Origin of the sequence: Pseudoxanthomonas sp. CF125 (assembly GCF_900104085.1) — a bacterium.
Taxonomy (GTDB): Bacteria; Pseudomonadota; Gammaproteobacteria; order Xanthomonadales; family Xanthomonadaceae; genus Pseudoxanthomonas_A.
Map to the genome: position 1 here is coordinate 669,601 of NZ_FNLD01000001.1, position 14,698 is coordinate 684,298.

Genomic DNA, 14,698 nt, shown 5'->3' on the forward strand with positions numbered 1-14,698 from the left:
CCTTTCAATGCATGGCGGGCGGCGACTGCGCGGTGGCCTCGATCAGTTGAACCGCTCCTATCGCATACAGCGGACCTTCGATGGATGCGGTGAAGCGTAGGCACAGGTCGTGAACGCCTTCTTGCGGCGGCAACGGCGCTTCCAGTGTGAACTGTTCGCCCAAGGTAGCGCCGGCCGGCAACGCTACTTTGGCCAGCGTCTGGCCGTCGCAACCGTCCAGCACTTCGAGCTCGCCATGAGCACGCTCGCCCTGCGGCGCACTCGAAGGATACTGATGCATCTTGGACTGATCGTGCGCCAGACCGTAGTTGCGCGCCAGTCGCGCGGCGTCGATGCGGATTCCCGCAATGCCGTCCAGCCGCGCCTGCCGGTAGGTCCAGCAAGCGTAGAACAGGTCCACGTTGTAGACCGGCGTGTCCATGCCCGGCATGTCCGGCAGCAGCGGCACGCGCAGGCCCAGCGGACCTCCATCGTGGCAGTTGCGCAGGCCCTGGGTATCGACGCTCAACAGCGTTTCGTGGTCGAAGCGCCGGCCACGCGCGGCGGCCAGCGGCCTGCCGTCCTCGGTGAACACCGCGGCTTTCACCGTAACCGGCAGCGTCGCCGCGAAGGGCGCGCTGTAGCGCGAGGACTTCTGCGTCGGCTCACTGCCATCAATGGTGTAGCGGATCTGGCCGATGCCAGTCTGATTGCCTAATGCGATCTTGGCCGGGCCGCCGTTCAATACCGCGTTTGGGCCGCCATCGATCCTGATGTCGGCAGCGAAAGCGCCATCGCTGTAGTCGGTACCCAGCGCACGGTAGCGCTGCAGCTGCGCCGGCAGGCGCACCAGGAAACCGTCCCAGCTGCGTGCGGCCATCGGCGACCAGGCCACTTCGGCCACCGCGGCCAAACGCGGGAACAATGCATGGTCGACGTGGCGGCGCGAAGGAATGTATTCGCTCCACAACGCGCCCTGCGCGCCCAGTACGTGCCGGGCCTGATCGGAAGTCAGTCCTGGCGGCACCGGATCCAACTCGTAGACGCGCGACAGCGGCAGTACCGCCAGGCGGCCGTTGGGCTCGTCGCTGCGCTCGGTCTGCAGATTGTCCAGATACATCCAGCCGGCCGGGGCCAGCACCACGTCATGGCCGAGCTTGGCGGCGGCCACGGCACCTTCCACGCCACGCCAGGACATTACCGAGGCGCTTTCCGGAAGACCGCCTTCAAGGATCTCGTCCCAACCGATCAGGCGCCGGCCTTTGCCGGTCAGGTACTTCGCCAGTTGCGCGTTGAACCAGCCCTGCATCGCATGCGCGTCCTTCACTCCCAGCTTCCGCATCTGCGCGCGAATTGCCGGCGATTCTTCCCATTGGTCCTTGACCGCTTCGTCGCCGCCGATATGGATGTAAGGCGAGGGGAACAGTTCCAATACTTCGTCGAGCACGCCTTCGATGAACTTCATGCTGCGTTCGTCGGTGTCGAACAGATAGGGATTGACTCCCCAATCCACCGAAACCGACGGACGTTCGCCGGTCACGCCGACTTCTTCCGGATAAGCCGCTACCGCCGCCTGTGCGTGGCCGGGCATGTCGATTTCGGGCAGGATGGTGATGTGGCGCGCAGCGGCATAAGCAACCAGGTCGCGGATCTGTTCCTGCGTGTAGTAGCCGCCATAGCGCTGCGGCGTGCCGTGGCGGCCCGCCCCCGGCGGCGTGCGCCAGGCGCCGATCTCGGTGAGTTCGGGGTAGCGTTTGATCTCGATGCGCCAGCCCTGGTCGTCGGTCAGGTGCAGGTGCAGCACATTGAGCTTGTGCTGGGCCATCGCGTCGATCACGTGCTTGACCGTGTCCACGTCGTGGAAGTGGCGGGCTACGTCCAGCAGCTGGCCGCGCCAGCCGAAGCGCGGCCAGTCGCGGATCGTCGCTGCCGGGATTTCGATGGGGCCGCGACCGACTTCGGCGCTCGCCAATTGCCATGCACTGATTGCGCCATAGAACAAGCCAGCGGCGTCGCGTGCGCGGATGCGCAGGCTCTGCGCATCGACGTCCAGCGCGTATCCCTCGGCCTGGGCCACGGGCGACTGGGGATCCAGTTGCAGGCGAATGCTGGCGGGGGAGGGCGCGGATTCCTCGCGCACGGTCAGATTCAAAGCGCGGGTATCGCGCAGCAGTTGGACCAAATGATTTGCAGCATCGCGCGCGGGAGCATCGCCTTGCGCGACCGAGACGGCGGTTTCGGTAGTGATACGGAAGCTGCCGTCACCGCGTTGGGCTTGGGCAGGCGCTGGAATCAACTGCAGCACTTCAGTGTGTGCGACGGCGGCCGTCGGAGCCGTGCGCTCAGCGCAGCCGGCCAGCGAGATGCCAACGGCCAGCAGCAGAGCGAATTGGCGTAACAGCCTGCCGGCGCTCGCGGAACGGGAGGATATCGTGGACATTCGGTCGTTCCTCATCGCTCTTGTTATGGATGACGCCTGGCTGCCGTACGCGCAGGCATCAGTCTCGCGCCCCAGGCGTTCGCATTGCGGGAAGGAGATCTGCGCTGCAGCGGCTATTGGACGTCATGAGGAACGGCACTCCTTGTGGAAAATCGACGGGGGCCTTGGCAGCTCTGTCAAAAAAAGGCGGGCCATCGTGGAGGGACGATGGCCCGCCCGTACCACACCATCTTAGAACTTGAAGGTGAGGGCCAACTGATAGTTGCGTCCACTCTTGTACACGCCCAGCGGGGTGCGCTTCTGGGTGTCGTACCAGTAGTAGGTTTCGTCGAGCAGGTTGGTGGCGCTGAAGGTAACACCGAGCAGGTCGTTGATCTGATAGCCGGCAATCAGGTCGAGCTGCTTGTACGCATCGGCGAACACAGTGGCGTTCTGGCGTCCGATCTGATTGAAATACTCCGAGCGATAGCTGTAGTTCACGCGCACGTTGAACGGCCCTTTTTCGAAGTACGGGGTCAACGTGTAGGCGTTCTTGGAGACATACGGCAGGAACAGGTCGCTACTGGTACTGGTATCGGTATAGGTGTAATTGGCGTTGATGCCGAAACCGTTATCGAACGCCTGCTGGTAGATCAGCGCAACGCCGGTGGCCGTGGCGTCGGCCACGTTGATAGGACGGCTGATGGAATAGACGCCGGACACGCCGGAGATCGGATTGGTCAGTTGCTGCTCGGTGGTGTTGGTCACGACGTAGTTGCTGATGTCACGGCGGAACACTTCGGCCGCCAGCATGCTGCTCGGGGCGAAGTACCACTCGAACGCCAGGTCGTAGTTGGTGGCCTCGTAAGGCTTCAAGTCGACATTGCCGCCGCCGCCCGTGAACTGCGCGTCGTTGAGGTCCAGCGTTCCTGCCAATTGGCCGTAGCGCGGGCGGGCCATCACCTTGGCGGCGGAGAAGCGCGCCACCATGTCGTCGTTGAGCTCGTAGGCTAGGTTGAAGCTGGGCAACGGCTTGTAGTAGCTGCGGTTGGCCAGGGCCCGATCATAGCTGCCCGTGCTGTTGTTGACCCAGTACAGCGACTTGTCCGACGTATCGACATAGCGCACGCCCAGGTTGCCGCGCCACTTGCCCGACTCGAAATTCGCCTGCGCGTAGAAGGCGCTGGTGATTTCCTTGACTGCGAACGAGGGACCGTAGTTGTAGTTGTACGGGCCACGCGGCGTCAGCGTATTGAAGTAAGCGATGGCCGCGCCCAAGTCGGCCGTCGGCCAACTCGTCAAATCTCCGCTCGCCCCGAGTCCGTCGTAGAGGCCGCTCGGCGCCATGCCGCCGAGAATCTCGGTCAGGTTCAATGCCGAGACCACGTCCACCGCATTTCCGCGCGAAGACACGCTGTTGTCGTGGTTGGTGTACTTGTAGCCCATCTGGACCTTGTTGATCGGGCCCCATTCCACGTTGCGCTCGGCGTCGAACTGGAAGTAGCGCTCCTTGTCGCGGCTGGTCTCGTAGTACTGGCCGCCGTATTGCTGGCCGGGCGCCAGGCCCCAGTTGGACGCATCGTTGTTGTCGTAATTGACGATGGTGTGGTTGGCGTCATATTCGAAGTCGAAGCCGCCGCTGAGCAGCAACGTCTTCATCAGGTACTCCGGATCTTTGCCGCCTTTGGCGCTGGTGGTGCCGCCCTGGGTAGTGAATACCCAGTTGTCGCCATAGTAATCGTGGCGCAGGTTCAGGCTATTGGTCTCCACCTGGCTCTTGCGCAGATTGAAATCGTGCTGCGCATAGGCATCGCCGTCTACGTCGGCGGCGACCACATAGCCATCCTCGATGGTGGCGCTGGTGATCTGACTCAGGCTGCAGGCCGGACAGACGTAGCGCGCCTGGCTGAAGTTGTCGTACTTGCCCTTGACGTAGAGGCCGGTCAGGTTGAACTCGTTGCGCTCGTTGGGCTTCCATTGCAGCGCCGCCTGCAGACCGTCGCGCTTGCGGTCCTGCTGGAAATAGGAGCTGCTGATGCCGACCGGCAACTTGGCCAATGCGGGGTCGCCTTCGCCAGTGATGGTGGCGGTGGCGGGCAGCCCAGTGGTGTAACCCCAGTACTCGATGCCGGCGCGGGAAATGCTCTGCTCATCATGCGTGCCCGAAACCAGGAAGCCGAAGTCCTCGGCGTCGTTCTTCCAGCTCCACAGCACCGAACCACGCGGATTACCCTCTTCCGAACGGTCGTTGTAGTTGTAGCCGACCGAACCGCGGATGGTGTTGCTGGGCAGGTCCAGCGGCTTGCGGGTGTGTACGATCACGGTGCCGCCGATCGAACCTTCGTCGATGCGGGCTTCCGGAGTCTTGTAGACCTCCATCAGGCCGATGATTTCCGGCGAGAGCAGGGTGTAGTTGAAGGTGCGCCCGCTGGTGTCGGTGGGGTTGCCGCCCCAATCGCCGGAAGCGATGGTCTGGCCGTTGACCAGTACCCGGTTCAGTGCCGGATCGGTGCCGTTGATGCTGACCTTCTCGCCTTCGCCGAACTGGCGATCGACGGTGATGCCGGGCAGGTGCGATAGCGATTCGGCGGCGTTGGTGTCGGGGAACTTGCCGATGTCTTCGGCGCTGATCGCATCGACGATCGAGTTGGCCGAGCGTTTGACCGCCTGGCTCTTTTCCAAAGACATGCGGTAGCCGGTGACGGTAACGGTGTCCAGCTGCGTGGCCTGTTCGTTGGAGCTAGGCGCTTGGCTGGCGGCATCCTGCGCTTGGGCGCTGAACGCTATACAGGCGACGATGGCCGCCGATAGTGCTGACTTGCGATATTTCATGCCACTCTCCCGATCGATCTGTTGGTTGCTGTGGTGGTTGAGTTGTTGCCGAGCTTTGTTGCTCCCTAGAATTTCACCCTGGGCGCCGCCTGCGCCCCTCTCCGTGTCTGTGTTGTTGCGGTTGCAAAAACCTGTTCTCAGTCCAGATACCAATGCGCTGCGCCGACCACGCCAAGCTGTCCGTGTTCGACCAGGCGTACGGGAATGCGCTCCAGCGCCGCGCACATCGGTCCCTTGTTGAGGTAGCGCGAAACGAAGTCGCTACGCAGAAGGAAGTCGCGGATTTGCGGTAGAACGCCGCCGGCCAGGCGGATGCCGCCCTGCGCGCCGTAGGTCAGCGCCATATCGCCGACCACGCTGCCGAGGAAGCCGCAGAAAATTTCAAGGGTTTCGCGCGCAAGCGCGTCGTCGCCGGCCTGTGCCGCCGCGGTGATCTGGTTTGGAGTGGACAACGCGGGTTGCGCGCCACGCAGCACCGCGAGCGCGCGGTACAGGTTGAGGATGCCGGGGCCCGAAAGCACGTGTTCGATGGTCACGTGCCGGTGTTGCTTCAACAGTTGCGCCAGCAGCGCCAGCTCGAGTTCGGTGCTGGCCGCCAGCGCGGCATGGCCAGCTTCGGTGGCCAACACGAAGGGACGTTCGCCGTGGGGAATCCATAGCGCCGCACCCAGGCCGGTACCGGGGCCCAGCACCAGCACCGGGCCGCGCACCAAGGCTTCGTAAGGCCCGGTGATATGGGTGGTCTCCACAGTGGGGAGGGTGGCTGCGGCGTAGGCCACAGCTTCGAAGTCGTTGACCAGGCGCAGGTCGGCGAAGCCGAGGCGTTCGCGTGTCTCACGGATCGACAGCGGCCAGGGCAGGTTGGTGGTGATGACCGTGCCATCGTCCAGCGCGTAGCCGGCGCTGGCCACCACTCCGCGGTTCACTCCGCCGCCGCCGTGCGCGGCCAGGAACTCGGAGATGAAGTCGACGAGCGAGGAGTGGTCGGTGCAATCGTACTTTTGGAACGCCAGCACTTCGACCGGCCGCCCGGCGGCAGCGCCCGCACGTACCAGGGCCAGGCGCGCGTGGGTGCCGCCGACATCCGCGGCAAGGAACGGCACGCCGTTCACCGGTGAACCCGTTATGGCTGGATCGATCATATCGATCATTGCGAACACACCTCTTCCCAAGTTCTGTTCGCCGCAACACCCCGCAGGGCACTCGACATGGCCGAGTCTGGATCGATCTAAATAACGATGTCAATGACCTGTCATCGAATTGGGGTAAGAAGGGTCTGATAGGCTACAGAAACGCCTGTTCATATATGAAAAGCACTGGATTGATCCCAAATTTGTTGGTATTTTCGGCTTTAGAACGTTCTAATTTATTGAACCAGCGCGGCGATGACAGCCACCAAAGCGCCGGTTGGCGCCCGCCGAAGGCGGTTGTTTGGGGTCCAGAACAGGGCAGCGGAGACGGTATGAAATCAGCAACCAATGACAACGTAAGTCATGGCCGAATTTGGGCGTCGTGTCCTTGTTTGGCAGCCATAAAAGCAGCCGGTCCGCGGACGGCTTTCGTCAGGGCTGCCCTGGCCGGCGTTGGCGCCGCCCTGCGGGCATGAGCCAAATCGTGAGGCAGATCGACGCCATGCGCAGATCGACCATCAAGGACGTTGCCGAACGCGCCAGGGTTTCGTTGAAGACCGTATCGCGGGTGATCAACAACGAGCCATCGGTGACCCCGGCCACGCAAGCCCGCGTAACGCAGGCGATCGCCGAGCTCGACTACAAGCCCGATCCGTCCGCGCGCAATCTGCGCAATGGTCTGTCGTACGTGATCGGCCTGGTCTACGACAACCCCAACCCGTACCACATCATCGCGATGCAGAAGGGCGTGCTCGCCGCCTGCCGCGAAACCGGCTTCGGCCTGCAGATCCAACCAGTCGATTCGACTTCGCCGCTATTGGCCGACGAACTGGTCGAATTCGTGCAACGCTCCCGCCTGGCCGGACTGGTGCTGACCGCGCCGATGTCCGAGCGTACCGACCTGGTCGCCGCGCTGGCCGAGCGCGGTATCGCACTGGTGCGCATCATCGCCGCGACCGAAGACCCGGACGACGGTCTGCCGTGCATCTACGTCGATGACCGCAGCGCCGCCTACGAGATCACCGAGCATCTGATCCAGCTCGGCCACCGGCGCATCGGCTTCCTGTGGGGCGGTGCGCAACACCGCTCCAGCGGCGAGCGCTATGCCGGTTACGAAAAAGCGCTGAAGGATTACGGCATTACCGTAGACGAGCAGTTGGCAGTGCCCGGCGACTACACCTTCGACGATGGCTTCCGCGGAGCGAGGGGCTTGCTCGCGCTGCATGAACCACCTACCGCCATTTTCGGCAGCAACGACGAGATCGCCGCCGGCGTGTTGGCCGCGGCCAAATCCGCCGGCATCAATGTGCCTTACGAACTTTCCATCGCCGGCTTCGAGGACAGCCCGTTTTCGCGCCAATCGTGGCCGTCGCTGACCACCGCCAAACAGGCCACGGACAGTATCGCCAAGCAAGCCACGCGCCTGCTGATCGCCGGCCTACGCCAGTACGCCTACGCCGACCAGCCTGTGCCACCGCGCAACCAGGGGTTCCTGCCGCAACTGGTGGTGCGCGGATCGACCGCGCCGCCGCACCCACGCAATCGGTAATGCTATGAATATCAATCGGTTGAGAGAAAATCTTATCGCCTGATGCACCGTCACTTGTATTATTTAAATATGAGATTTAAATTTATATATGAAATATCCGTGCCGGTTGGATAGATGAAACCATCTCACCGCCCGAAACCGACATGGTCATAAACTCCCTGGGAGGGGATGCCATGCATAGATCCATGGTCCATAACCAGAAGCCCCAGCCGCCCTTGGCGCCGCCGCGATTGGCCAAGGAGTGAAGCGAACGATGTCTGCAGCCATCGAAATCGCCGAACGCCGTCTGGGCGCCACCGACATCCGTTTGCCTGTGCTGGGCTTCGGTGCTGCGCCTATCGGAAATCTGTACACCGAGGTGACCGACGACGAGGCGATGCGTGCGATAGGCGTCGCGCTTGAAAAGGGCATCCGCTATTTCGACACCGCACCGTACTACGGCTATGGCTTGAGCGAGTCCCGCTTGGGGCAGGGGCTTAAAGGCGTGTCCCGCGACAGCGTCCGCATCTCCACCAAAGTCGGACGACGGATCTATGAAGACACCACCCGCAAGCCCGGCCAGGAAGGCTTCGCCGTAGCCGGCTACAAGGCGGAGTTCGACTACAGCCGCGATGGGGTGATGCGCTCGTTCGAATCCAGTCTGAAACGGCTGGGTACCGACCATGTCGATATCCTGCTGCTGCACGATATCGGCCGGCTTACCCATGGCGACCGTCATCCGGTCCTGCTGCGGCAGGCGTTGGACGAGGCGCTGCCGGCGATGGCGGAACTGAAATCCTCCGGCGCGTGCGGCGCCATCGGCATAGGCGTCAACGAGGAAGACATCGCAGTCGAACTGCTGCCGTTGTTCCCGCTGGACTGCGTGATGCTGGCCGGGCGCTATACCTTGCTTGAACAGCACGCATCGCGACGGATCATGCACGAGGCGCAAGCGCGGAACGTCGGCATTCTGGTGGCGGGACCGTACAGCTCAGGTTTGATGGGCGATGCGCGGGCGCCGGGCAGCACCTACAACTACGCGCCGGTGGAGCCGGAAGTCCTGCAACGCGCTCAGCGGATCTACGCCATATGCGCGGAACATGGCGTGGATGCGGGCGCCGCCGCTTTGCAGTTTCCTCTGGCCCATCCGGCAGTGACCAGCGTGGTGGCCGGAATGCGCAACACGGAAGAAGCGACAAGCGCGTCGCTGCGATACCGCGCAGACCTGCCGGCAGAGTTCTGGCAACGCCTACGCGCCGAAGGATTGACACAGGACTGGGCGAGAACGCCGGAATGATCGTCGACTCGCATCTGCACTTCTGGCAACTTTCGCGCGGCGACTATCTGTGGCTGACGCCGGAGTTTTCCACGTTGTACCGCGATTTCGGCCCGAACGACATCGATGCGACCTTGAGGACATGCGGGGTCGAGTCGGTGGTCGTGGTGCAGGCTGCAGCGACCGAGGCCGAAACCCACTATCTGTTCGATCTCGCGCGCCAGCATCCTCTGATCGCCGGCGTAGTCGGATGGACCGACTTCGAAGCCGAAGACGCGCCGCAGAGGGTAGCTTCGCTTTGCCGCGCCGCGCAGGGTCTTTTGAAAGGACTGCGGCCGATGGTCCAGGATATTCCGGACCAGCGATGGCTGCTGAGGCCCGAGCTGGACCGCACGTTCGATGCGTTGGTAGCCAACGATCTGTCGTTCGACGCCTTGGTGGCGCCCGTGCACCTGCCGGCGCTTGCCGAGCGGCTGGGCCGTCATCCCCGACTGAGTGCCGTGCTGGACCACGCCGGGAAGCCGGACATCGCCGGCGGCGGATTCGAGGACTGGGCGCAGCAGATCGCGCGCCTGGCCAGCCAGACCGACCTGCTGTGCAAATTGTCCGGCTTGCTGTCCGAAGCCGGCCGCTCCGCATCGGCGGCGAGTATCGAACCTTACGTAGCGCATCTGTTCGCCAGTTTCGGGCCTGCACGGATCATGTGGGGCAGCGACTGGCCGGTGTTGACCGCCACTGCCGATTACCTGCACTGGTTCGACATGGCCAAAGCACTGGTCGAACGCCTGGCCGCTGGCCATCAGGAAGACGTCTTCGCCAACAACGCCCGGCGCTTCTATCGCCTGGAGCGGAAATCGCACTTGTGAATCGCAGGAGAAAAACGATGTTTCGACTATCCAACCTTCCTCCGGCGGTCGCGCCATGAGCGGCCGTCTGCAAGGAAAGCGCTGCCTCATCACTGCAGCCGGCGCGGGTATCGGCCGCGCCAGCGCGTTGGCGTGCGCACGCGAAGGCGCGCAAGTGCTGGCCACCGATATCGACGCGCAGGCGCTGGCCTCGCTTTCGGCGGAGTCGGAATCCATCGACACCCGCGTGCTGGATGTCACCGTGCAGGAGGAAATCGACGCACTCGTAACGAACCAGGACGCCTTCGACGTGCTGTTCAACTGCGCCGGTTACGTGCATCAGGGCAGCATCCTCGATTGCGATCAGCAGGCGTGGCGGCGCTCTTTCGCCATCAACGTGGACGCCATGTATTCGCTGTGCCGCGCAGTGCTGCCGGGCATGCTCGCGCAACGCCGGGGAAGCATCATCAACATGTCCTCGGTCGCCTCGAGCATCAAAGGCGTGCCCAACCGGTTCGCCTATTCCACCACCAAGGCGGCGGTGATCGGCTTGAGCAAGGCGATCGCGGCCGATTTCGTCACCCAGGGCGTGCGCTGCAACGCCATCTGTCCCGGAACCATCAAGACCCCTTCGCTTTCCATGCGCGTCGCCGCATTGGGCGGCGACCAGGATGCGGTGTGGAAGGGCTTCATCGACCGTCAACCGATGGGCCGGCTGGGCGAGCCGCAGGAAATCGCCGCGCTGGTGGTCTATCTGGCATCGGACGAGTCCTCTTTCACTACAGGGCAAACCCACATCATCGACGGCGGCTGGTCGAACTGAAGAACGGAAGAGAAGGAGATACTGCAATGAAATTGTTGCGTTACGGACCGGTTGGGCAAGAGCGCCCCGGATTGCTGGACGAGGAAGGACGGATACGCGACCTCGGCGATGTCGTCGACGACATCGCTGGCGAGAACCTTACTGCGGCCGGCTTGGACAAGCTTCGTGCGCTGGACATCGCTTCCTTGCCTCTGGTCCCCGAAAACGTGCGGGTGGGCGCGGCGGTAGGGCGGATCGGCAAGTTCATCTGCGTAGGCCTGAACTACGCCGACCATGCCGCCGAATCGGGCATGGCCGTGCCCGATCAACCGGTACTGTTCATGAAAGCGACCAGCGCGGTGATCGGACCCGACGACACGGTGGTGATCCCGCGCGATTCGCAGAAGACCGATTGGGAAGTCGAACTGGGCGTGGTGATCGGCGACCGGGCCCATGACGTACCGGTGGAAACCGCGTTGAATCACGTGGCCGGATACGCCGTCATCAACGATCTGTCGGAGCGCGAATTCCAGCTCGAGCATGGCGGGCAGTGGGTCAAGGGCAAGAGCTGCGACACCTTCGGTCCCATCGGGCCATGGCTGGTCACCCGCGACGAAATTCCGGACCCGCAGAACCTGGCGTTGTGGCTGGAAGTCAATGGCCACCGTTATCAGGACGGCAATACCAGGACCATGGTGTTCACCGTTGCGAAACTGGTGAGCTACATCAGCCGTTACATGACGCTGATGCCGGGCGATGTGATCAGCACCGGCACGCCGCCGGGCGTGGGCCTTGGCCAGAAGCCGCCGGTTTACCTGAAAGCCGGGGATGTCATGGAACTGGGTATTCAGGGCTTGGGCCGGCAGCGACAGCAAGTCGTTGCGTATGGAAAGCATTGATTAGTTTGCCGACCGCCGTGTGCAACAGCATAAGGAAGCTTGAGGAAAGGGCATGAGTAAATTCACCGCAATAGATACCTACGATGTGCGCTTTCCCACTTCGCGCGAACTGGACGGTTCCGACGCGATGAATCCGGACCCCGATTATTCGGCGGCCTATCTCATCCTGCGCACGGACGATCCCGATGGGCTGGCTGGCTACGGACTGGTCTTCACGATCGGACGCGGCAATGACGTGCAGACCGCCGCGATCTCTGCCCTGTCGCATCTGGTGCTGGGGCGCGACGTGGATGCGGCGCTCGACGACCTGGGTTCGTTCGCGCGCAGCCTGACCGACGATTCGCAATTGCGCTGGCTGGGCCCCGAAAAGGGCGTGATGCACATGGCTATCGGCGGCGTCATCAATGCCGCCTGGGACATGGCCGCGCGCCGCGCACGCAAGCCGTTGTGGCGCTACATCGCCGACATGACGCCGGAAGAATTGGCGCGCACCATCGATTTCCGCTATCTGTCCGATGCGCTGACGCCGGAACAGGCGCTGGATTTGCTGCGCGCCGCCGAGCCGGGCAAGGCGCAACGGATAGCATCGCTGCTGCAGGAAGGATATCCCGCCTATACCACTTCACCCGGCTGGCTCGGCTACTCGGACGAAAAACTGATGCGGCTGGCCAGAGAGGCGGTGGAGGACGGCTTCCGCACCATCAAGCTCAAGGTCGGCCTCAGCGTCGAAGACGACATGCGACGCTGCCGTCTGGCGCGCGAAGCCATCGGCCCGGAGGTGGCGATGGCGGTGGACGCCAATCAGCGTTGGGACGTCGGTCCGGCCATCGCCTGGATGAAACAGCTTGCGCCCTTCGGCATCGCCTGGATCGAAGAGCCGACCAGTCCGGACGACATCCTCGCCCATGCCGCCATCCGTCGCGGCATCGCGCCGGTTCCGGTTTCCACCGGCGAACATACGCAGAACCGGATCGTCTTCAAGCAGTTGCTGCAGGCACAGGCAGTGGACCTGATCCAGATCGACGCGGCGCGCGTTGGCGGAGTCAATGAGAACCTCGCGATCCTTTTGCTGGCCGCCAAGTTCGGCGTGCGGGTGTTTCCGCATGCGGGGGGCGTGGGCCTGTGCGAATTGGTGCAGCATCTGGCCATGGCGGATTTCGTCGCCATCAGCGGCAGCATGGAAGACCGCGCCATCGAATTCGTCGACCACTTGCACGAACATTTCGTCGATCCGGTGACCATCCGCAATGGCCGCTATCTGGCGCCGGCGCTTCCGGGATTCTCGGCGGAAATGCACGTCGAATCCGTGCAACGGCACCTCTATCCGACCGGTCCGGTATGGAGCGATGAGCCGCCCGCAGCCCTATCGCATGGCCTCAGCGCGCAAACGGTCGGATAGCATTCCGCGTCGATGCCCCGTATAGAAGACGCTCCCTATGGAGCCGGAGTTGAACCATGGCCAGGCCCGTTTCAGAACTGCGCGCCGCCGCACGACGGCGGTTACCGCGCCTGCTGTTCGACTATATCGATGGCGGTTCCTACGACGAGATCACGCTGCGGCGCAATGTCGACGATCTGAAGACAATCGCGCTGCGCCAGCGGGTGATGACCGACATCTCCAGACTCGAACTGTCGACAACGCTGTTCGGCCAGCCGATGAGCATGCCGCTGGCATTGGCGCCGGTCGGTTTCGCCGGCATGTACGCACGACGCGGCGAAGTCCAGGCGGCGCGCGCCGCACATGCGGCCAAGGTTCCGTTCTGCCTGTCCACGCTGAGCATCTGCGCGTTGGAGGAAGTGGTAAGCGGTAGCGGGGCTGCGGTTTGGTTCCAGCTTTACATGGTGCGCGACCGCGGTTTTTGCAAAAGCCTGATCGAACGGGCCAAAGCTGCCGGCTGCCCGGTATTACTGCTGACGGTGGACTTGCCGATCGCTGGCGCACGCTACCGCGATCTGCGTTCCGGCATGTCGGGGCCTGTCGGCATGAAGGGCGCTTGCATGCGTGCCTGGCAAGGCGCCACCCATCCGCGCTGGCTATGGGATGTGCGGTTGCGTGGGGGACCGCATCGCTTCGGCAATATTCCGCCGGAAGTGATCGGCGAAGGTGGATTGGGCGCGTTCGCTGGCTGGATCAAGAACAACTTCGATCCGACGGTGACCTGGAAGGATCTGGAGTGGGTGCGCAGCCATTGGGACGGCCCTATCGTGATCAAAGGCCTGCTGGATCCCGCCGATGCGCGTGCCGCGCTGGCCGCAGGCGCCGACGGCATCGTGGTGTCCAACCACGGCGGACGCCAGCTGGACGGCGTGCTGTCGGGCATAGCGGCGTTGCCGGCGATACTGGATGAAGTGGGCGGACGCATCCCGGTGTTGATGGACGGCGGCATCCGCTCCGGCCTGGACGTCCTGCGGGTGTTGGCCACAGGTGCGCAAGGATGCCTGGTCGGCAAGGCGTGGGCTTACGCGCTGGGTGCAGGTGGCGAGCAAGGCGTGAGCGAGATGCTGGCGACCTTCAAGGCCGAGTTGGAAGTGGCCATGTCGTTGACCGGCTGCGCCGACTTGAGCAAGGCCGGCCGCGATTTGCTTGTCTCTTGACCGGTCAGGAAGTCCAAGCAGGGCAGGGAACGGCTTACTTTGCCTTGCGTGACTCGGATAGAGAAAAAACGCGCGTCATAAGCCGCCATTTCTCGCCTGGTGCGGATCCGGGCAGCGGCTTCTGGAACGACGACATCAAGGTTTCCCACGCCTGCACGCGCGGGTCGGCGGCATCGGCAGCGGCTTTGGCCTCGGGCGAATAGCCCTCGTCCACTTCCATGCTCAGCACCAGGCGGTCGCCGACGCGGTGTATCTCCATGTCGCGTATCCCCGCTGCGGCGATGGAGTCGAGGATCTCGGGCCAGATCGCCTCGGGGCTGTGCCAGCGCTCGTATTCGGCGATCAGCGCTGGATCGTCGTGCAGATCAAGTGCGTAGTAGAGCCGTGGCACCG

11 protein-coding genes are annotated in these 14,698 nt (G+C 63.2%); 7 read left to right on the forward strand and 4 right to left on the reverse strand.

Annotated elements, in window-relative coordinates:
• Positions 1–4 precede the first annotated feature (4 nt).
• The 3 genes from BLR66_RS02970 to BLR66_RS02980 all read right to left on the reverse strand — a co-directional run bounded on the left by BLR66_RS02970 (position 5) and on the right by BLR66_RS02980 (position 6,381).
• Positions 5–2,419, reverse strand: a complete 2,415-nt coding sequence (locus tag BLR66_RS02970; protein WP_093280138.1) for a family 20 glycosylhydrolase — start codon at positions 2,417–2,419, stop codon at positions 5–7.
• Between the two features lie 231 nt (positions 2,420–2,650).
• Complete coding sequence (locus BLR66_RS02975) at positions 2,651–5,230, reverse strand: TonB-dependent receptor (RefSeq protein ID WP_093280139.1); 2,580 nt, start codon at positions 5,228–5,230, stop codon at positions 2,651–2,653.
• A 137-nt stretch (positions 5,231–5,367) separates the two neighbouring features.
• Positions 5,368–6,381, reverse strand: a complete 1,014-nt coding sequence (locus BLR66_RS02980; RefSeq protein WP_255402273.1) for a glucokinase — start codon at positions 6,379–6,381, stop codon at positions 5,368–5,370.
• Positions 6,382–6,862: 481 nt separating this feature from the next.
• Here BLR66_RS02980 and BLR66_RS02985 point away from each other — a divergent pair, with 481 nt between their 5' ends.
• From BLR66_RS02985 to BLR66_RS03015, 7 genes are all read left to right on the forward strand, one after another.
• Complete coding sequence (locus BLR66_RS02985) at positions 6,863–7,909, forward strand: LacI family DNA-binding transcriptional regulator (protein WP_093284241.1); 1,047 nt, start codon at positions 6,863–6,865, stop codon at positions 7,907–7,909.
• Between the two features lie 253 nt (positions 7,910–8,162).
• The gene (locus BLR66_RS02990) at positions 8,163–9,185 is read left to right on the forward strand and encodes an aldo/keto reductase (protein WP_093280140.1); all 1,023 of its coding nucleotides are present in this window, start codon (positions 8,163–8,165) and stop codon (positions 9,183–9,185) included.
• Complete coding sequence (locus BLR66_RS02995; protein WP_093280141.1) at positions 9,182–10,030, forward strand: amidohydrolase family protein; 849 nt, start codon at positions 9,182–9,184, stop codon at positions 10,028–10,030. Before BLR66_RS02990 ends, BLR66_RS02995 begins: the two co-directional genes overlap by 4 nt.
• A 55-nt stretch (positions 10,031–10,085) precedes the next feature.
• Entirely contained in the window at positions 10,086–10,832 is a 747-nt protein-coding gene (locus BLR66_RS03000; protein ID WP_093280142.1) for an SDR family oxidoreductase, read from the forward strand.
• Between the two features lie 26 nt (positions 10,833–10,858).
• Complete coding sequence (locus BLR66_RS03005) at positions 10,859–11,710, forward strand: fumarylacetoacetate hydrolase family protein (protein ID WP_093280143.1); 852 nt, start codon at positions 10,859–10,861, stop codon at positions 11,708–11,710.
• Between the two features lie 52 nt (positions 11,711–11,762).
• Positions 11,763–13,109, forward strand: a complete 1,347-nt coding sequence (locus BLR66_RS03010; RefSeq protein WP_093280144.1) for an L-fuconate dehydratase — start codon at positions 11,763–11,765, stop codon at positions 13,107–13,109.
• A 56-nt stretch (positions 13,110–13,165) separates the two neighbouring features.
• Complete coding sequence (locus BLR66_RS03015; protein ID WP_093280145.1) at positions 13,166–14,305, forward strand: L-lactate dehydrogenase; 1,140 nt, start codon at positions 13,166–13,168, stop codon at positions 14,303–14,305.
• 34 nt (positions 14,306–14,339) lie between these two features.
• Here the strand turns inward: BLR66_RS03015 and BLR66_RS03020 are convergent, their stop codons facing one another.
• Positions 14,340–14,696 (reverse strand): L-rhamnose mutarotase, encoded by a 357-nt coding sequence (locus BLR66_RS03020; protein WP_093280146.1) that lies wholly within the window; start codon positions 14,694–14,696, stop codon positions 14,340–14,342.
• Between the last annotated feature and the right edge of the window lie 2 nt (positions 14,697–14,698).

What these genes read in the sequence shown, in the direction of transcription:
- BLR66_RS02970 (WP_093280138.1), bottom strand. Translation starts at nt 2,419, where the DNA reads ATGTCCACGATATCCTCCCGTTCCGCGAGCGCCGGCAGGCTGTTACGC.
- BLR66_RS03000 (WP_093280142.1), top strand. Translation starts at nt 10,086, where the DNA reads ATGAGCGGCCGTCTGCAAGGAAAGCGCTGCCTCATCACTGCAGCCGGC.
- BLR66_RS02980 (WP_255402273.1), bottom strand. Translation starts at nt 6,381, where the DNA reads ATGATCGATATGATCGATCCAGCCATAACGGGTTCACCGGTGAACGGC.
- BLR66_RS03010 (WP_093280144.1), top strand. Translation starts at nt 11,763, where the DNA reads ATGAGTAAATTCACCGCAATAGATACCTACGATGTGCGCTTTCCCACT.
- BLR66_RS02985 (WP_093284241.1), top strand. Translation starts at nt 6,863, where the DNA reads ATGCGCAGATCGACCATCAAGGACGTTGCCGAACGCGCCAGGGTTTCG.
- BLR66_RS03015 (WP_093280145.1), top strand. Translation starts at nt 13,166, where the DNA reads ATGGCCAGGCCCGTTTCAGAACTGCGCGCCGCCGCACGACGGCGGTTA.
- BLR66_RS02975 (WP_093280139.1), bottom strand. Translation starts at nt 5,230, where the DNA reads ATGAAATATCGCAAGTCAGCACTATCGGCGGCCATCGTCGCCTGTATA.
- BLR66_RS03005 (WP_093280143.1), top strand. Translation starts at nt 10,859, where the DNA reads ATGAAATTGTTGCGTTACGGACCGGTTGGGCAAGAGCGCCCCGGATTG.
- BLR66_RS02990 (WP_093280140.1), top strand. Translation starts at nt 8,163, where the DNA reads ATGTCTGCAGCCATCGAAATCGCCGAACGCCGTCTGGGCGCCACCGAC.
- BLR66_RS02995 (WP_093280141.1), top strand. Translation starts at nt 9,182, where the DNA reads ATGATCGTCGACTCGCATCTGCACTTCTGGCAACTTTCGCGCGGCGAC.